The following is a 16,623-nucleotide window of genomic DNA, read 5'->3' on the forward strand; positions in this document are numbered from 1 at the left end:
TGGAATACTCGCCGGATCATGACGCGTTACGGCCTGCTGATCCTGCCCGCCACCAACCGGGTGTACGCCCGCTCCGCCGTCGACCTCACCCGGGCCGAGCTGGAGATCTTCGGCCGTTCGGCCCTGGACGGCCAGGTCGGTGAGCTGGACACCGAGGTTGTCGGAGGGGCGTCCTACGTCACGTTCACCGGCGACGGGCTGACCGAACGTGACCTGGCCGTCCTGGGCAACCTCTCCGCGGGGTACGCGCTGTTCGAGATCGTCGGTGAGCTGCTGCGGCCGATCGAGTGGAGCCGACTGGACCGCTACGACGACGACCTGCTGACCATCCAGAAGTACCCCGGCAAGACCAACGAGCAGTTCACCAAGCTGCTGCTCAACGTCACCCTGCTCGCCTCGGACTGGGCCGGCGAGCTGACCAGCCGACGGTTCCGGGTGCTCGACCCGCTCTGCGGTCGGGGCACCACTCTCAACCAGGCCCTGATGTACGGGTTCGACGCCGCCGGCATCGAGCGCGACCAGAAGGACGTCGAGGCGTACCGGACGTTCATCACCACCTGGCTGAAGCAGAAGCGGGTCAAGCACCGGGTGCTGGAGTCGGGGCCGGTGCGGCGCGAACGCAAGGTGGTCGGCCGACGGGTGCGGATCGAGCTGGCGCCGACCCGCGAGGAGCACAAGGCCGGCCAGACGCAGTTGCTGGACGTGGTCAACGCCGACACGGCCCGCTCGGGGGAGTTCTTCCGCCCGGAGACCGTGGACCTGATCGTCGCCGACGCCCCGTACGGCGTGCAGCACGGCAGCCGTACCGCAGACCATGGCCTGACTCGCGACCCGCTGGCGTTGCTCGCGGACGCCGCGCCGGTCTGGGCCCGGTTGTTGCGCCCTGGCGGGGCGCTCGGGATCTCGTGGAACACCCACGTCGCCAGCCGCGAGGACGCGGCGGCGGCGCTTGCCGACGCCGGCCTCACCGTGGTCGACGAGGAGCCCTACCGCGCGCTGCGGCACCGGGTCGACCAGTCGATCATGCGCGACGTGCTGGTGGCCCGCCGCCCGGCCTGAACGGCCGCGCACCTCCGCCCCACCGTGCCATGCGCCACCCCATCCGGGTCGCATGGCCCTCGTGCGTTCCCTTTGCTCTGCACCCGCGGAGGCGCCAGCGTTCTGCACCGCCGGTCACCTTTGCTCTGCACCCGCGGAGGCGCCAGCTACCGACCGTGAGCGTCGCCTCCGCGGGTGCAGAGCAAAGGGGGCGGGTAACTGGTCCTGAACCTCGCGGACCACCGAGGGGTCTGTGCCGCATTTCACCTGTTCAGTGGGCAGGTGTGAAAACCACGTCAAGAAAAGGTTCGCCGCCGTCATGGTCGCGTTATGACCCCTGCCGTGCGGCGGGTGGTGGGGCTTTGCTTGCCCGGCGCGACCGGAAGGCGGTCGCGACGAACCTTTCCGGCTGAGGAGTCAGCGTGTCTGACGTGGTGTTCGTGGTCCTGACGGTGGCGCTGTTCGCAGTGCTCGCCCTGGTGGTCCGGGCGGTGGAGAAGCTGTGAACGCGGTTAACGCCGTCGGTCTGGTGCTCGCGATCGTTCTGGGCGCGTTCCTGGTGTTCGCCCTGTTGTTTCCGGAGCGCTTCTGATGACCATGACAACAGCGGGCGTCATCTTCATCGTGACGCTGGTGGCGGCCCTTGTCGCCGTCTACAAGCCGTTCGGCGACTACATGTTCCGGGCCGTCGCCGGCACGAAGCAGTCGCGGGTCGAGCGGGGCATCTTCCGGCTGGTCGGGGTCAACCCGGCCGCCGAGCAGACCTGGGGCGTGTACGCCCGCAGCGTGCTCGCGTTCTCCGCGGTCTCGATCCTGTTCCTGTACCTGTTCCAGCGGGTGCAGAACCACCTGTGGCTGTCGCTGGGCTTCGACCCGGTGGTGCCGCACGGTGCCTGGAACACGGCCGTGTCGTTCGTGACGAACACCAACTGGCAGTCGTACTCGGGTGAGTCGACGATGGGCCACCTGGTGCAGATGGCCGGCCTGGCCGTGCAGAACTTCGTCTCGGCGGCGGTCGGCATCGCGGTGGCGGTGGCCCTGGTACGCGGCTTCGCCCGCAGCCGCACCGGGCAGCTCGGCAACTTCTGGGTCGACCTGACCCGGATCGTGCTGCGGATCCTGCTGCCGATCGCCGTGCTCGGCGCCATCGCGCTGATGATCGGCGGCGTGGTGCAGAACCTCTCCGGTGGCACCGACGTGAGCACGCTGACCGGCGGCACCCAGACCATCACCGGTGGCCCGGTCGCCAGCCAGGAAGTGATCAAGGAGCTGGGCACCAACGGCGGCGGCTTCTACAACGTCAACAGCGCGCACCCGTTCGAGAACCCCACCACCTGGACCAACTGGCTACAGATCTTCCTGATCTTCCTGATCCCGTTCAGCCTGCCCCGGGTCTTCGGCCGGATGGTCGGGCAGAACCGGCAGGGCTACGCCATCGCCGCGGTGATGGGCATCCTCGCGTTCCTCAGCGTCGCCATCACCAACATCTTCGAGCTGGCCGGCCACGGCACGGTGCCGCAGGCGGTCGGGGCGGCGATGGAGGGCAAGGAGGTGCGGTTCGACGTGTCGAACTCGGCCACCTTCGCCGCCGCCACCACGCTCACCTCGACCGGTGCGGTGAACTCGTTCCACGACTCGTTCACCTCGCTCGGCGGCATGATGACGATGGTCAACATGATGCTCGGCGAGGTTGCGCCGGGCGGCACCGGTTCGGGTCTCTACGGCCTGCTGATCCTCGCGGTGATCACGGTGTTCGTGGCCGGGTTGATGGTGGGCCGCACCCCCGAGTACCTGGGCAAGAAGATCGGCTCACGGGAGATCAAGTTCGCCTCGCTCTACTTCCTGATCACGCCGATCCTGGTGTTGGTCGGCACGGCTGCGGCGTTCGCCACCGGCAACAACTCCACGGCGCTCAACGTCGGCCCGCACGGCCTCTCCGAGGTGCTGTACGCGTTCACCTCGGCCAGCAACAACAACGGCTCCGCCTTCGGCGGGATCACGGTCAACACCACCTGGTGGGACACCGCGCTCGGGTTGTGCATGCTGCTGGGCCGGTTCCTGCCGCTCATCTTCGTGCTCGCGTTGGCCGGTTCGCTGGCCCGCCAGGCACCCACCCCCGCGTCCGAGGGAACCCTGCCGACCCACCGACCGCTGTTCATCGGCATGATCGTCGGCGTCACGGTGGTCCTCGTCGCGCTGACCTTCCTGCCCGCGCTCGCGCTCGGCCCGCTGGCAGAGGGGCTCTGACCACCATGAGGAACGAAGCAATGTCCGTCACCTCCGCTCCAACAGAGCAACTCCCCGGCACGCCGGCCACCCAGGGCAACCGGATCGGCGGGGGCCTGCTCGACCCCCAGCAGCTGATCCGGTCCCTGCCCGACGCGGTCCGCAAGCTCAACCCCAGCACGTTGTGGCGCAACCCGGTGATGCTGATCGTGGAGGTCGGCGCGGCCTTCACCACCGTCCTGGCGGTGCTCGACCCGTCGGTGTTCGCCTGGGCGATCACCATCTGGCTCTGGCTGACAGTGGTCTTCGCCAACCTGGCCGAGGCGGTCGCCGAGGGCCGGGGCAAGGCCCAGGCCGCCACGCTGCGCCAGGCGAAGAAGGACACCATCGCCACCCGGCTGGTCGACTGGAAGCCGGGCGCGCGGGCCAACACCTACCGCGACGAGGCGGTGCCCGCGCCGGAGCTGCGCCAGGGCGACGTCGTGCTGGTCGAGGCCGGCGGCATCATCCCCGGTGACGGCGACATCGTCGAGGGCATCGCCAGCGTCGACGAGTCGGCCATCACCGGCGAGTCGGCCCCGGTGATCCGGGAGTCCGGAGGTGACCGCAGCGCGGTGACCGGGGGCACGAAGGTGCTCTCCGACCGGATCATCGTCAAGATCACGCAGAAGCCGGGGGAGAGCTTCATCGACCGGATGATCGCCCTGGTCGAGGGGGCCAACCGGCAGAAGACACCGAACGAGATCGCGCTGAACATCCTGCTCGCCGCGCTCACGGTCATCTTCCTGCTGGCCGTGGTCACCCTCCAGCCGCTGGCGATCTTCAGCAAGGCGTACCAGGCGGCCGCCCCGGACAGCGGGGCGATCACCGGCTCCGGCGTCACCGGGGTGGTGCTGGTCTCGCTGCTGGTCTGCCTGATCCCCACCACCATCGGCGCGCTGCTCTCCGCCATCGGCATCGCCGGCATGGACCGGCTGGTGCAGCGCAACGTCCTGGCCATGAGCGGCCGGGCCGTCGAGGCGGCCGGTGACGTCAACACCCTGCTGCTGGACAAGACCGGCACCATCACGCTGGGCAACCGGCAGGCCGCCGAGTTCGTCCCGGTCGAGGGGGTCGACGCCGCGACACTGGCCGACGCCGCGCAGCTGTCCAGCCTGGCCGACGAGACCCCGGAGGGGCGCTCGGTGGTCGTCCTGGCGAAGAACGAGTTCGGGCTGCGCGAGCGCGAGCCCGGCGTGATGCCACACGCCACCTTCGTACCGTTCACCGCCCAGACCCGGATGAGCGGCGTCGACCTGACCCCGGACGCCAGCGTGGACGCTGGCGCGGTGGGCACGGCCCGCCGGGTCCGCAAGGGCGCCGCCGCCGCGGTGATGAAGTGGGTACGCGAGAACGGCGGCCACCCGACCGAGCAGGTCGGCGAGATCGTGGACGCGATCAGTGGCACCGGCGGCACCCCGCTCGTCGTCGCCGAGCACGTCGACGGTGAACCCGCCCGCGCCCTGGGCGTCATCCACCTCAAGGACGTGGTCAAGTCCGGCATGCGCGAGCGGTTCGACGAGATGCGCCGGATGGGCATCCGGACCGTGATGATCACCGGCGACAACCCGCGTACCGCGAAGGCCATCGCCGACGAGGCCGGGGTGGACGACTTCCTGGCCGAGGCGACACCTGAGGACAAGCTCGCGCTGATCAGGCGGGAGCAGGAGGGTGGCCGGCTGGTCGCGATGACCGGCGACGGCACCAACGACGCGCCGGCCCTCGCCCAGGCGGACGTCGGGGTGGCCATGAACACCGGTACGTCGGCCGCCAAGGAGGCCGGCAACATGGTCGACCTCGACTCCGACCCGACCAAGCTGATCGAGATCGTGGAGATCGGCAAGCAGTTGCTGATCACCCGTGGCGCGCTGACCACGTTCAGCATCGCCAACGACATCGCGAAGTACTTCGCGATCATCCCGGCCATGTTCGCCGGCCTCTACCCGAGCCTGGACGCGCTGAACATCATGCGGCTGTCCAGCCCGGAGTCGGCGATCCTGTCCGCGGTCATCTTCAACGCCCTGGTGATCATCGCGCTGATCCCGCTCGCCCTGCGCGGCGTGCGGTACCGGCCGGCCGCCGCGTCGAAGCTGCTCAGCCGCAACCTGCTGGTCTACGGGCTGGGCGGCATCATCGTGCCGTTCATCGGGATCAAGCTCATCGACCTGCTCATCCAGTTCATCCCGGGGATTTCGTGATGCGCCTACCCACCTGGATCGCCCAACACCTCGCCGCGCTGCGCGCCGTACTCGTCTTCACGGTGCTGCTCGGCCTGGTCTACCCACTGGCACTGGTCGCCATCGGTCAGCTACCCGGCCTCCACCACCGGGCCGACGGCTCGCTGATCACCTCGGGCGGAACGACCGTCGGCAGCGCGCTGATCGGCCAGTCCTTCACCGACGCGGACGGCAACCCGATCGCCCGCTACTTCCAGTCCCGCCCCTCCGCCGCCGGCGACGGCTACGACCCGACGTCCACCTCGGCCAGCAACCTCGGCCCGGAGAGCGTCGTCGACACCCTCGCCACCGACCCGGAGGAGTCCAGCGAGAGCCTGCTCACCCAGGTCTGCGGGCGCAGCAGGGAGATCGGCGAGCTGAACGGCGTCGACGGCCGACGCCCGTACTGCACCGACGACGGGGTGGGCGCCGTGCTCGCGGTCTTCCGCGCCGACGGTCTGACCGGCCCGGTCACCCGGGTGGTCAGCGTCAACCAGGCCGCCCCGGCGACGCCGTTCGTCTCCTCGTATGAGGGGGTGACGGTGGAGCCGGCCCAACCCGGCGAGGACTACGTGGCAGCCGGCGGGGTGGTCACCCCGATCCGGGGCGACGCGCCCGCCGAACCGGCGGTCCCCGCCGACGCGGTCACCGCCAGCGCCAGCGGCCTCGACCCGCAGATCAGCCCGGCGTACGCCGAGTTGCAGGTGAACCGGGTCGCGCGCGAGCGCGGCGCGGACCCGGCGGCGGTCCGTAAGGCGGTCAAGGAGCACACCGGCGGGCGGGGGCTCGGGTTCATGGGTGAGCCGGGGGTCAACGTGCTGGAACTCAACATCGCCCTCGACAGGCAGTTCGCCGCACGTTGAGCGCACCTCGGGCGGGGCCGTGCCGACCGGCGCGGCCCCGCCCGCCGACCTGACCAGGGAGGATGGTCCCCGTGCCACGCGGAGAACTGCGCATCTATCTCGGGGCCGCTCCCGGCGTCGGCAAGACGTACGCCATGTTGGAGGAGGCCCGGCGAAGGGCCGCGCGCGGCACCGACGTGGTGATCGGCTTCGTGGAGACCCACGGCCGGCAACACACCGCCGCGATGCTCGGCGACCTGGAGCAGGTGCCCCGCCGCACGATGGACTACCGGGGCGCCGAGTTCACCGAGATGGACCTGGACGCGGTGCTCACCCGCCGGCCACAGATCGCGGTGGTCGACGAACTGGCGCACACCAACGTGCCCGGCTCCCGGCACGACAAGCGCTGGCAGGACGTCCAGGAGTTGCTCGACGCGGGGATCGACGTGCTGTCCACGGTCAACGTGCAGCACCTGGAGTCGGTCAACGACGTGGTCGCCCAGATCACCGGCACCACCCAGCGGGAGACCGTGCCGGACGAGATCGTCCGCGCCGCCGAGCAGGTCGAGCTTGTCGACATGACCCCGGAGGCGCTGCGCCGGCGGATGGCGCACGGCAACATCTACCGACCCGACAAGATCGACGCCGCGTTGGGCAACTACTTCCGGGTCGGCAACCTCACCGCACTGCGTGAGCTGGCACTGCTCTGGCTTGCCGACAAGGTGGACGAGCAGCTCGACAGGTACCGCAGCCAACAGGGCATCGCCGCCACCTGGGAGGCCCGGGAACGGGTCGTGGTGGCGCTGACCGGTGGCCCGGAGGGCGAGACGTTGATCCGCCGGGCGGCCCGGGTCGCGGCCCGCAGCAAGGGCGCCGACCTGCTCGCCGTGCACGTGGCCCGCAGCGACGGCCTGGCCGGCGCCGACCCGGCCCAACTGGCCCGCCAGCGGGTCCTCGTGGAGAGCCTGGGCGGCACGTACCACCAGGTGCTCGGCACCGACGTGCCGGCCGCACTGCTGGACTTCGCCCAGGGCGTGAACGCCACCCAACTGGTGCTCGGGGCCAGCCGGCGGGGTCGCCTCGCGCAGATCTTCGCCCGGGGGGTCGGGGTGACCACCACCGCGCTGTCCGGCGCGATCGACGTGCACCTGGTCACCCACAAGCAGGCCGGCAAGGGCCGCCGGGCAACGGCCATGCCGGCGGCACTGTCCCGACGTCGCCGGCTGCTCGGCTTCGGCCTAGCGGTGCTGGGCATGCCGCTGCTCACCCTGCTGCTGAGGACGCTGCCCGACCTGACGCTGACCAACGACATCCTGCTGTTCCTCGCCGGAGTGGTCGGGGTCGCGCTCGTCGGCGGGGTGTGGCCGGCGCTGGTCGCCGCGCTCGGCGGGTCGCTGCTGCTCAACTGGTTCTTCACCCCGCCGTACCGGACGCTGACCATCGCCGAGGCGGACAACCTGCTGGCCCTGGCCGTCTTCGTCGGGGTGGCCCTCGCGGTGAGCTGGATCGTCGACGTGGCCGCCCGCCGTACCCGGGAGGCCGCCCGCGCCGCCGCCGACGCGCAGACCCTCGCCGCCGTCGCCGGTGGCGTGCTGCGCGGTGAACGCCCCCTGCCCGCCCTGCTGGAACAGCTCCGGGAGACCTTCGGGCTGCGCGCGGTGAGCGTGCTGGAGTTGGCCGCGGACGCCAGCGGCCGCCCGGAGCGGGCCCGCGAGGAGCACGCCTGGGATGTCGTGGCCAGCGTGGGCGACCAGCCGCCCTGCACCCCCCAAGGCGGGGAGACCGCCGTACCTGTCGACGACCGGATCACCGTCGTGCTCTGCGGTCGCCGACTGGAGGCCGCCGACCGGCGCATCGTCGAGGCGTTCGCCGCCCAGGCCGCCGTCGCGCTGCGCCAGGAACGCCTCGCCGAGGAGGCCGCCACCGCCCGGCCCCTCGCCGCCGCCGACCGGATGCGCACCGCGCTGCTCGCCGCGGTCAGCCACGACCTGCGTACGCCCCTCGCCTCGGCGAAGGCGGCGGTGACCAGCCTGCGCAGCCACGACATCGAGTTCGACGAGTCCGACCGCGAGGAGCTGCTGGAGACCGCCGAGGAGTCACTGGACCGGCTCGCCCGGCTGGTCGGCAACCTGCTGGACATGAGCCGGCTCCAGGCGGGCGTGCTCGGCATCTCGGCGAGCGCGATCGGCCTGGAGGACGCCGTACCCCTGGCGCTTGACGAACTTGGCCCGGCGGCCGCGACGGTCGGCACGGACATCCCGGCCGACCTGCCGGCGGCCACCGCCGACCCGGGCCTGCTGGAACGGGTGCTCGTCAACATCATCGCCAACGCCCTGCGCTACAGCCCGCCCGACCAACCGCCCACCGTGACCGCCAGCGCGCACGCCGGCCAGGTCGAGCTGCGGGTGATCGACCGGGGGCCGGGCATCCCGGAGGACCAGTGGGAGCACGTCTTCCTGCCGTTCCAACGCCTCGGCGACCGCGACAACCAGACCGGCGTGGGTCTCGGACTCGCCCTGTCCCGGGGGTTGGCCGAGGCGATGGGTGGCAGCATCACCCCGGAGACCACCCCCGGCGGCGGCCTCACCATGGTGCTGCGGCTGCCGGCCGCCGCGCAGACCAGCTCGGAGGGGCCGCGGGAATGACGCGCATCCTGGTCGTCGACGACGAACCGCAGATCCTGCGCGCGCTGCGGATCAACCTGCGGGCCCGCCGGTACGACGTGGACGTCGCCGCGACCGGCGCCGCCGCGTTGAAGGCAGCCGCCAGCCACCCGCCCGACCTGGTCGTGCTGGACCTCGGCCTGCCCGACATCGACGGCGTGGAGGTGATCCGCGGCCTGCGCGGCTGGACCACCGTGCCGATCATCGTGCTCTCCGGCCGGGCCGGCAGTGCGGACAAGGTCGCTGCCCTGGACGCGGGCGCGGACGACTACGTGACGAAGCCGTTCGGGGTGGAGGAGCTGCTGGCCCGCATCCGCGCGGTGACCCGTCGCCTCGGCGGGCCCAGCGAGGCGGTGCCGGCGCTGCGGATCGGCCAGCACACCGTCGACCTGGCCGACCACCGCGTACGGCGCGACGACGGCACCGAGGTCAAGCTGACCCCGATCCAGTGGAGCGTGCTGGAGAAGCTGCTGCGCCACCCCGGCAAGCTGGTCAGCCAGCGTCAGCTCCTGCAGGACGTGTGGGGGCCGGAATACCAGAACGAGACCAACTACCTGCGGCAGTACCTGGCCCAGTTGCGGCGCAAGCTGGAGGACGACCCGGCCCGCCCCCGCCACCTCATCACCGAGCCGGGAATGGGCTACCGCTACCGCCCCTGACCCGTTGACACCTGCCGGCAGAGATTGAAGAATTTCGTTAGCAGCGGCAGCGGCGTGCTTCTGTAACCGTCCCCTCCACCGGTTACCCCTCGGGAGCCCCGCCGTGTCCATGCCCCTGTCCCGTCGTCGGCTGTTGACCGCCGGCGGTGCCGGCCTCGTCCTGGCCGGCCTCACCGACCCGTTCCGCGCCGGCCCCGCCCGAGCCGCCGTCACCACCGCCGACCTGGTCGTCTACGGCGCCACCTCCGGCGGGTTGGCCGCCGCGATCACCATGCGCCGGCTCGGCCGCACCGCCGTGGTGGTGGAGCCCACCAGCCACGTCGGCGGGCTGAGCACCGCCGGGCTGGGCGCCACCGACACCGGCGTCCAGGCGTCCATCGGCGGCCTCGCCGCCGAGTTCTACCGCCGGGTGTACGTCAAATACCACGGCGGAACCCTCACGCCGACGTCGCCGCTGCGGATGACCTTCGAACCGCACGTCGCCGCCGACGTCTTCGCCGACCTGTTGGCCGAGGCGGGCGTGCCGGTGATCGTCGACGCCCGGCTCAACGGCGTCGGCCGCAGCGGCGACCGGATCACCGAGCTGCGCACCGAGGACGGGTCGATCTACCGGGGCGGGGTGTTCGTCGACGCCACCTACGAGGGTGACCTGCTGGCCATGGCCGGGGTGAGTTTCACCGTCGGGCGGGAGTCCAACGACACGTACGGCGAGACGATCAACGGGGTGCAGTCCGGCAACACCCACCAGTTCGCCTACCCCGTCGACCCGTACGTGACGGCCGGCTCGCCCGCCAGCGGCCTGCTGCCGGGCATCTCCGCCACGCCGCTCGCCCCGCGCGGCAGCGCCGACGACCGGATCCAGGCGTACTGCTTCCGGATGTGCCTGACCCAGGCGGCCAACCGGATCCCGTTCGGCAAACCGTCCGGCTACGACCCGATCCGGTACGAGCTGCTGCTGCGCCACATCCAGGCCGGCTACGCCGGACCGTACTTCACCACGCACTCGATCGGCGGCGGGAAGACCGACTCCAACAACAACGGTGCCGTGTCCACCGACAACATCGGCTTCAACCACGCGTACCCGACGGCGAGCTGGGCCGTACGGGAGAGCATCATCGCCGAGCACCGCACCTACCAGCAGGGGCTGATGTGGTTCCTGGCCAACGACCCCCGGCTGCCGGCGTCGGTGCGCGACTCGACCGCCCGGTGGGGGCTGCCGGTGGACGAGTTCACCTCCACGGGTGGCTGGCCGCCGCTGCTCTACATCCGCGAGGCCCGCCGGATGGTCTCCGCGTACGTGCTGACCGAGGCCGACTGTCGGGGCCGGGTACGGGCCGCCGACTCGGTGGGGCTGGCCAGCTACACGATGGACTCGCACAACTGCCAACGGGTGGTCGTCGACGGAAAGGTGCGCAACGAGGGGGACGTGCAGATCGGGGTGCCCGCGCCGTACCCGGTGAGCTACCGGGCGATCGTGCCGCACCGGGCGCAGTGCGCCAACCTGGTGGTGCCGGTCTGCCTCTCGGCGAGCCACATCGCGTACGGCTCGATCCGGATGGAACCGGTGTTCATGATCCTCGGCCAGGCGGCGGCCACCGCCGCGTCGCTGGCCCTCGCCGGGAACCTCGCCGTGCAGGAGGTGCCCGTGCCCACCCTCCAGGCCCGGCTGCGGCAGGACGGCGCGGTGCTGGAGTGGGGCTCGACGAGCGAGGTGATCCTGGACAACGCGGCGAGCAGCGGCATCACCCGGGCCGGCACGTGGCTGCGCAGCACCAGCGTCGGCGGCTTCTACGGCCCGGACTACGAGCACGACGGCAACACCGCCAAGGGCGTCAACCGGCTGCGGTTCCGCCCGACGCTGCCCGCCGCCGGCTCGTGGACCGTGCACCTGCGCTGGACCGCCAACCCGAACCGGGCGACGAACGTGCCTGTCGACATCGAATACTCCGGCGGGCTGGTCACCCGCACGGTGGACCAGCGGCAGGCCGGCGGCCAGTGGGTCGCGCTGGGCACCTACCCGTTCACGGCGGGCAGCGACGGCAGCGTGCTGATCCGTACCGAGGACACCGACGGCCACGTGGTCGCCGACGCGGTCCGCTTCGTCCGCGCCTGACCGGCGGCCGGTGCGCGGGCCGGCACTGTCGGCGCGGCCCGGTCGCCGCTGCTCGGGTCGAGCGGCGGTGCCACCAGCAGCGGATCGACCTGGATCACGTCGATGCCGAGCGGACGCAACATGCCGCGCAGCGCGGACTCGCACAGCTCTTCCCAGTGCTGATCCGCGCCCATCGCGGCGACCAGAAGCTCCGGTCGGGTGAAAGCGATGCCCACCCGCTGCCCCTGTGGCGAACGGCCGGTTCGCACCGTCCGCACCAGCCGTCCCGGCAGATCGCGCACCGGAACGGCAAGGATTATCGGGACGTGTCGGCTCATGCGGCGGACACCACCCAGGCCGAGGTGCCCTTCGCGGTACGCGGGTCGGCCGGCGTGGTCAGGTCGAGCGCGCGGAGGACGTAGTTGGCCTCCGCCACTTCCACTCCGGCGCGCAGGCGCAGATCGGCCACGGCACGGTGCAGCACTGTCATGCGGTCGGCGGAGAGGCGGACCACGGCGTCGACGTCGGCGGCGATCCACCACGCCGCGACGGCGCACGGCTCGTGCCGCAGGTACTCCACCAGGTGACTGCCGGGCGCGGACGGGCCGAGCCGGACGCTGACCAGCGCCTCGTGCCGACGCTCCGGCTCGTCCGCCCAGGTCGCGGGTTCGCTGGGGCTGCTGTCGGTGTCGGTGCCGGGTGGCAGGTCTCCGCGTTCCCAGCGTGTCATCCGCCAAGGACTCATGGGCCCATCGTCACCACCGGGCGACGCCGCAGCACCCCCTCGATACGCCGTTTCGACGGGCCACCGCCATTTCTTGACGCCCCGTTCACGCTGGGGCGCTTCCGGCTCAGAACTCGACGCCCACCAGCCGCTCCGACACCGTCCACAGCCGTGCCGCGTCACCAGTGCCGCGCGCGGAGCGGTACACGGCCAGCTCGGTCGGTTTGCCGGTGAACTGCCCCAGCCCGTCCGGGCCGTAGAACGCCCCGCCTTGCGCCTGTGGGCTGGTGGCGGCGTAGAGGGCGGGGAGCAGGCCGGCGTCCACCGAGTGCACCAGGACGCCCCAGCGGGCCAGCCGGCTCATGATCGAGTGGTGCAGTGAGGGTCGGCTGCGGCCCAGGTTGGGACCGGACGCGTACAGGTTGGTCATCGTCGTGCCCGGGTGGGCGACGTTGCTGACGATGCCCCAGTCGCCGGCCCGGCTCCGTCGGTCCAGTTCCAACCCGAAGTGCAGGGTGGCCAGCTTGGAGGCGTTGTAGGCGCGGATCGCCGCGTACCGGTGGGTGCTCTGCAGGTCGTCCCAGTCGAGCCGGCCGGAACGGGCGGCGCTGCTCGACATGGTGGTGACCCGGGCCCGTCCGGCCCGCAGCAGCGGCAGCAGCCGCCCGGTCAGCGCGAAGTGCCCGAGGTGGTTGGTGCCGAACTGCAGCTCGAAGCCCTCGGCGGTGGCGTGCCGGGTCGGCGGCGTCATCACGCCCGCGTTGTTGATCAGGAGGTGGATCGGTCGGCCCTCGGCGAGCAGCGTGTCGGCAAGCGCGGCCACCGAGTCCAGCGAGGCGAGGTCCAGCTCCCGCGTCGAGACGACGGCACCAGGCGCGGCGGCCCGGACGGCGTCCAGCGCGGCGGCGCCCTTGGCCGGGTTGCGGACCGGCAGCACCACCTCGGCCCCGGCGCGCGCCAGCCGGGTGGCCAGGCCGAGGCCCAGGCCGTCGCTGCCGCCGGTGACGACGGCGATCTTTCCGGTCAGGTTCGGAACTGTCAGGTCGAGCACAACATCTCCCAGGTCGACGGTGTCCCTCATCGGTCACCGCCAAGCCTGGGTCGTTCGCCGACCACCACCCAGGGTCGGCCTATCCAGGGAGCGACGGTCCCCGGGTCGGCTGCCCGGCGGGTAACGTTCCTGACGATCAAGGACTTTCGGACGAGGAGGCACGGTGCGGACGACGACTGTGGACATCCCGACCGGCGACGGGGTCGCGGACGCGTCCCTGACCCGGCCGGACGGCGACGGCCCCTTCCCGGCGGTGCTGCTCTTCATGGACGCCTTCGGCCCGCGCCCGCGCCTGGTCGAGATGGCGGAGCGGATCGCCGCCCGGGGCTACCTGGTGCTGACGCCTCACCTGTTCTACCGGGCTGGTCGGGCACCGCTGTTCGACCTGTCCCGACTCGCTGAGCCGGACCAGCGCGGCGCGCTCTTCGAGAAGATCATGCCGCTGGTCGGCGCGTTGACCCCGGACGTGTTCGACCGGGACACCACCGCGTACCTCGACTTCCTGGCCGCCCGCGACGACGTCCGGCCGGGCCCGGTCGCCATCACCGGCTACTGCCTGGGCGGCACGAACGCGCTGCGGGCCATCGCGGCGCACCCGGACCGCATCGCCGCGATCGCCAGCTTCCACGGCGGGTACCTCGCCACCGACGCGCCGGACAGCCCGCACCTGGGCGTCGGCTCGATCACCGGCGAGGTGTACTTCGGGCACGCCGACGCCGACCGGTCGATGACCCCGGAGCAGATCGCCACGCTGGAGAAGGCCCTCGACGCCGCCGACGTGCGCTACCGCTCCGAGGTGTACGAGGGCGCGCACCACGGCTTCACCATGGCCGACACCCCGGCGTACGACGAGCAGGCCACCGAACGCCACTGGGCCGCCCTCTTCGACCTCCTCGACCGCAACCTGCCGACGAGCTGACCGAAGACGTCCGGCCCGGTCAGCGGCGCAGCAGCACCGGGCCGGCGTCGATGCGGGTGCGGAACAGCGCGTACGGCTTGCGCCGCAGGTCCTGGCCCCGCTGGTACTGGGCCTGCCGGTGCAGCTGGTTGGCGGTGACGTAGAGGTACCCGTCGGTGGCCACCGACATGGTGTCCGGCCAGAGCAGCCGCGGGTCGTGGACCAGCGTCTCGTACTGGCCGTCCGGGTGCCGCCGCAGCACCGCGTTGTGCTCGTACGACGTGCAGTAGAGCCGCCCCGCGTCGTCGGACTCCAAGCCGTCCGACCCGGTGGCCTTGTCCCCCTCGTCCACGACAGTGGCCGCCACCGCCTCCTGGGTGACCGACGGGTCGGCCAGCGCCTCGGCGGACACGCTGTGCAGGCGTCGGGAGATCAGCGGCGAGTAGTACAGCCGGCTGCCGTCGGCCGAGATGGCGATGCCGTCGGAGCCCATCGCCAGCGGCTTCGCCGGCCCGTCCTTCGGGCGGGTCAGGAGCGGCCGGCCCTCGACGAAGGGTCGGTAGTTCTTCAGCGGCTCCGCCTTCGTGGACGGGTGGTCGTGCAGCCGCCGCCAGGAGGCTCCGCTGGCCAGGTCCACCACGATGATCCCGTTCGGCCCGGAGTCCGTCGAGTCGGTGATGTACGCGACCCCCGCCTCGCCCCGCCGCAGGTCGAAGCGGACGTCGTTGAGGTACGTCGTCGGCGGCGCCACGTCCTGCGGGAAGGTGATCACCTGGGCGACCGTGTCGGTGTCCAGGTCGATCCGCACCAGTTTCGGCCCACCCGGCTTCGTGGGCTGGAACATTGGGCTGCCGGTGTCCACCACCCAGAGCCGGTCGGCCGGATCCACCACGATGCTCTGCACCGACACGAACGCGCCCGCGTCGTCGTCACCGGACGGGGTGTTCCACGCCTGGTCGGGGTAGGGCACCTCCCGGCCGTCGCGCAGCTCCACGACGGTGGCCGGCACGTCGTCGCCCCACCTCGGGAAGTTGACGAAGATCCGGCCCCGGTGCGAGACGCTCACCCCGGTCGGCATCGGGCCGGTGAAGGTGTGCACCAGCTCCAGCTCGCCCACCGGCTCGTCGCCGACCGGCCCGTTCATGACGCCCACCCCACGATGCCCATCGTCTCGCCTCCTGCCGCCGGGTCCGACCCGCGCCGGCCGCGGGCTCCCCGCGCGCTGCTATTCCCGCCCGGGCGTCCGGTATGCCTGCGTCAGCAGCTATGCCTCCGTCAGCCCAGCGGTGCGGCCGCGTACGCGGCGGGCAGGCCGGGGACCTCGACGTCCACCGCGAGCAGCGCGCCGTCCTGCGGGCCCGCCGAGTCCAGCCCCACCCGAGCCGTGCCGATGAAGAGTCGGCGCAGGTCGGGGCCGCCCAGGCAGATGCCGGCCGGTTGCGTCGCCGGCAGCCGGATCTCCCGGTCCAGGGTGCCGTCCGGCCGGTAGCGGCGGACCGCCGAGCCGCCCCAGAACGCGATCCAGAGGTGGCCCGCCGCGTCGACGGTCATGCCGTCCGGGCCGCCGTCGGCGGGGGACAACCGCAGGAACGGCTCCCGCCCGTGCAGGTCACCGGTGCCCGGGTCGACGGTGAACCGGTCGACCTCGCCCCGCGGCGTGTCGGCCAGGTACATGCTGGTGCCGGCCGCGTCGAACGCCGGCCCGTTCGGGATGGTCAACCCGGTCACCGCGGGGACCGGCTCGGCGCCCGGGGTCAGCCGGAACAGCGTGCCCCCGCCGGGCACCATCGCGTACGTCATGCTGCCGGCCCAGAAGCGGCCGTGCGGGTCGGCGACCGCGTCGTTCATGCGGGTCGGCTCGGGTGCGTCCGCGACCAGGTCGGCGACCGGTCGGGGGTCGTCGTCGGCCGGCAGCAGGGTGACGCCGGTGCCGGCGGCGGCGAGCCAGTCACCGGGTCGGTCGGCCACCGGGGCGACCGCGCCGAGCGGTACGTCGAGGCGGCGCACCTCCCGTAGCGGGGCGGGGGCGTCGCCGTCGGTCTCCAGCAGGCGTCCGGTCAGCAGGTCGACGAGGACCAGCCGGTCGTCGACCCAGCGCAGCCCTTCGCCCAGCTCCAGCCGGTCGCTGCTCCAGACGGTCGGTTCGGTCAGCTCCATGGTGCTCCTCCAAGGGAT

The 16,623-nt window shown here is 71.9% G+C and carries 14 protein-coding genes; 9 read left to right on the forward strand and 5 right to left on the reverse strand.

What is annotated here, in order from left to right; all coding sequences use genetic code 11:
• Positions 1 to 18 precede the first annotated feature (18 nt).
• From AB0B14_RS03245 to AB0B14_RS03280, 8 genes are all read left to right on the forward strand, one after another.
• Positions 19 to 1,059: an SAM-dependent methyltransferase gene (locus AB0B14_RS03245; RefSeq protein WP_357072456.1), complete on the forward strand. Its 1,041-nt coding sequence runs from the start codon at positions 19 to 21 to the stop codon at positions 1,057 to 1,059.
• A gap of 481 nt (positions 1,060 to 1,540) precedes the next feature.
• Positions 1,541 to 1,630: a K(+)-transporting ATPase subunit F gene (kdpF, locus tag AB0B14_RS03250; protein WP_036390805.1), complete on the forward strand. Its 90-nt coding sequence runs from the start codon at positions 1,541 to 1,543 to the stop codon at positions 1,628 to 1,630.
• On the forward strand, positions 1,630 to 3,285 hold the full coding sequence (kdpA, locus tag AB0B14_RS03255; protein WP_357520992.1) for a potassium-transporting ATPase subunit KdpA: 1,656 nt from the start codon (positions 1,630 to 1,632) through the stop codon (positions 3,283 to 3,285). The genes kdpF and kdpA overlap by 1 nt, the downstream gene beginning before the upstream one ends.
• A gap of 20 nt (positions 3,286 to 3,305) precedes the next feature.
• A complete protein-coding gene (gene kdpB / locus AB0B14_RS03260; RefSeq protein WP_357072448.1) occupies positions 3,306 to 5,501 on the forward strand; it encodes a potassium-transporting ATPase subunit KdpB in 2,196 nt (731 codons plus the stop codon).
• On the forward strand, positions 5,501 to 6,382 hold the full coding sequence (locus tag AB0B14_RS03265) for a potassium-transporting ATPase subunit C (protein WP_357520994.1): 882 nt from the start codon (positions 5,501 to 5,503) through the stop codon (positions 6,380 to 6,382). The genes kdpB and AB0B14_RS03265 overlap by 1 nt, the downstream gene beginning before the upstream one ends.
• A gap of 71 nt (positions 6,383 to 6,453) precedes the next feature.
• Entirely contained in the window at positions 6,454 to 9,006 is a 2,553-nt protein-coding gene (locus tag AB0B14_RS03270) for a DUF4118 domain-containing protein (protein ID WP_357072442.1), read from the forward strand.
• The gene (locus tag AB0B14_RS03275; protein ID WP_357072439.1) at positions 9,003 to 9,683 is read left to right on the forward strand and encodes a response regulator; all 681 of its coding nucleotides are present in this window, start codon (positions 9,003 to 9,005) and stop codon (positions 9,681 to 9,683) included. Before AB0B14_RS03270 ends, AB0B14_RS03275 begins: the two co-directional genes overlap by 4 nt.
• A 109-nt stretch (positions 9,684 to 9,792) precedes the next feature.
• A complete protein-coding gene (locus AB0B14_RS03280) occupies positions 9,793 to 11,796 on the forward strand; it encodes an FAD-dependent oxidoreductase (protein ID WP_357521297.1) in 2,004 nt (667 codons plus the stop codon).
• On the opposite strand, the gene AB0B14_RS03285 is transcribed toward AB0B14_RS03280, so the two are convergent.
• The 3 genes from AB0B14_RS03285 to AB0B14_RS03295 all read right to left on the reverse strand — a co-directional run bounded on the left by AB0B14_RS03285 (position 11,697) and on the right by AB0B14_RS03295 (position 13,580).
• The gene (locus AB0B14_RS03285; protein ID WP_357072436.1) at positions 11,697 to 12,113 is read right to left on the reverse strand and encodes an SAV_915 family protein; all 417 of its coding nucleotides are present in this window, start codon (positions 12,111 to 12,113) and stop codon (positions 11,697 to 11,699) included. The two genes, AB0B14_RS03280 and AB0B14_RS03285, sit on opposite strands and share 100 nt — an antisense overlap.
• On the reverse strand, positions 12,110 to 12,520 hold the full coding sequence (locus tag AB0B14_RS03290) for a hypothetical protein (protein ID WP_357072433.1): 411 nt from the start codon (positions 12,518 to 12,520) through the stop codon (positions 12,110 to 12,112). The genes AB0B14_RS03285 and AB0B14_RS03290 overlap by 4 nt, the downstream gene beginning before the upstream one ends.
• A gap of 106 nt (positions 12,521 to 12,626) precedes the next feature.
• On the reverse strand, positions 12,627 to 13,580 hold the full coding sequence (locus tag AB0B14_RS03295; RefSeq protein WP_357072430.1) for an SDR family oxidoreductase: 954 nt from the start codon (positions 13,578 to 13,580) through the stop codon (positions 12,627 to 12,629).
• Between the two features lie 133 nt (positions 13,581 to 13,713).
• On the opposite strand from AB0B14_RS03295, the gene AB0B14_RS03300 reads away from it, so the two are divergent.
• A complete protein-coding gene (locus AB0B14_RS03300; RefSeq protein ID WP_357072427.1) occupies positions 13,714 to 14,469 on the forward strand; it encodes a dienelactone hydrolase family protein in 756 nt (251 codons plus the stop codon).
• Between the two features lie 19 nt (positions 14,470 to 14,488).
• On the opposite strand, the gene AB0B14_RS03305 is transcribed toward AB0B14_RS03300, so the two are convergent.
• On the reverse strand, positions 14,489 to 15,592 hold the full coding sequence (locus AB0B14_RS03305; protein ID WP_357520996.1) for an L-dopachrome tautomerase-related protein: 1,104 nt from the start codon (positions 15,590 to 15,592) through the stop codon (positions 14,489 to 14,491).
• A gap of 131 nt (positions 15,593 to 15,723) precedes the next feature.
• Positions 15,724 to 16,605, reverse strand: coding sequence for an SMP-30/gluconolactonase/LRE family protein (locus tag AB0B14_RS03310; protein WP_357520998.1), 882 nt, complete (start codon positions 16,603 to 16,605; stop codon positions 15,724 to 15,726).
• Between the last annotated feature and the right edge of the window lie 18 nt (positions 16,606 to 16,623).

This window comes from Micromonospora sp. NPDC049171 (assembly GCF_040648275.1).
GTDB lineage: Bacteria > Actinomycetota > Actinomycetes > Mycobacteriales > Micromonosporaceae > Micromonospora.

Excerpts from the sequence above, each read along its gene's own strand:
- kdpA (WP_357520992.1), top strand. The coding sequence starts at position 1,630 with ATGACCATGACAACAGCGGGCGTCATCTTCATCGTGACGCTGGTGGCG.
- AB0B14_RS03285 (WP_357072436.1), bottom strand. The coding sequence starts at position 12,113 with ATGAGCCGACACGTCCCGATAATCCTTGCCGTTCCGGTGCGCGATCTG.
- AB0B14_RS03280 (WP_357521297.1), top strand. The coding sequence starts at position 9,793 with ATGCCCCTGTCCCGTCGTCGGCTGTTGACCGCCGGCGGTGCCGGCCTC.
- AB0B14_RS03310 (WP_357520998.1), bottom strand. The coding sequence starts at position 16,605 with ATGGAGCTGACCGAACCGACCGTCTGGAGCAGCGACCGGCTGGAGCTG.
- AB0B14_RS03275 (WP_357072439.1), top strand. The coding sequence starts at position 9,003 with ATGACGCGCATCCTGGTCGTCGACGACGAACCGCAGATCCTGCGCGCG.
- AB0B14_RS03290 (WP_357072433.1), bottom strand. The coding sequence starts at position 12,520 with ATGAGTCCTTGGCGGATGACACGCTGGGAACGCGGAGACCTGCCACCC.
- kdpB (WP_357072448.1), top strand. The coding sequence starts at position 3,306 with ATGTCCGTCACCTCCGCTCCAACAGAGCAACTCCCCGGCACGCCGGCC.
- AB0B14_RS03305 (WP_357520996.1), bottom strand. The coding sequence starts at position 15,592 with ATGAACGGGCCGGTCGGCGACGAGCCGGTGGGCGAGCTGGAGCTGGTG.
- AB0B14_RS03245 (WP_357072456.1), top strand. The coding sequence starts at position 19 with ATGACGCGTTACGGCCTGCTGATCCTGCCCGCCACCAACCGGGTGTAC.
- AB0B14_RS03265 (WP_357520994.1), top strand. The coding sequence starts at position 5,501 with ATGCGCCTACCCACCTGGATCGCCCAACACCTCGCCGCGCTGCGCGCC.
- AB0B14_RS03295 (WP_357072430.1), bottom strand. The coding sequence starts at position 13,580 with ATGAGGGACACCGTCGACCTGGGAGATGTTGTGCTCGACCTGACAGTT.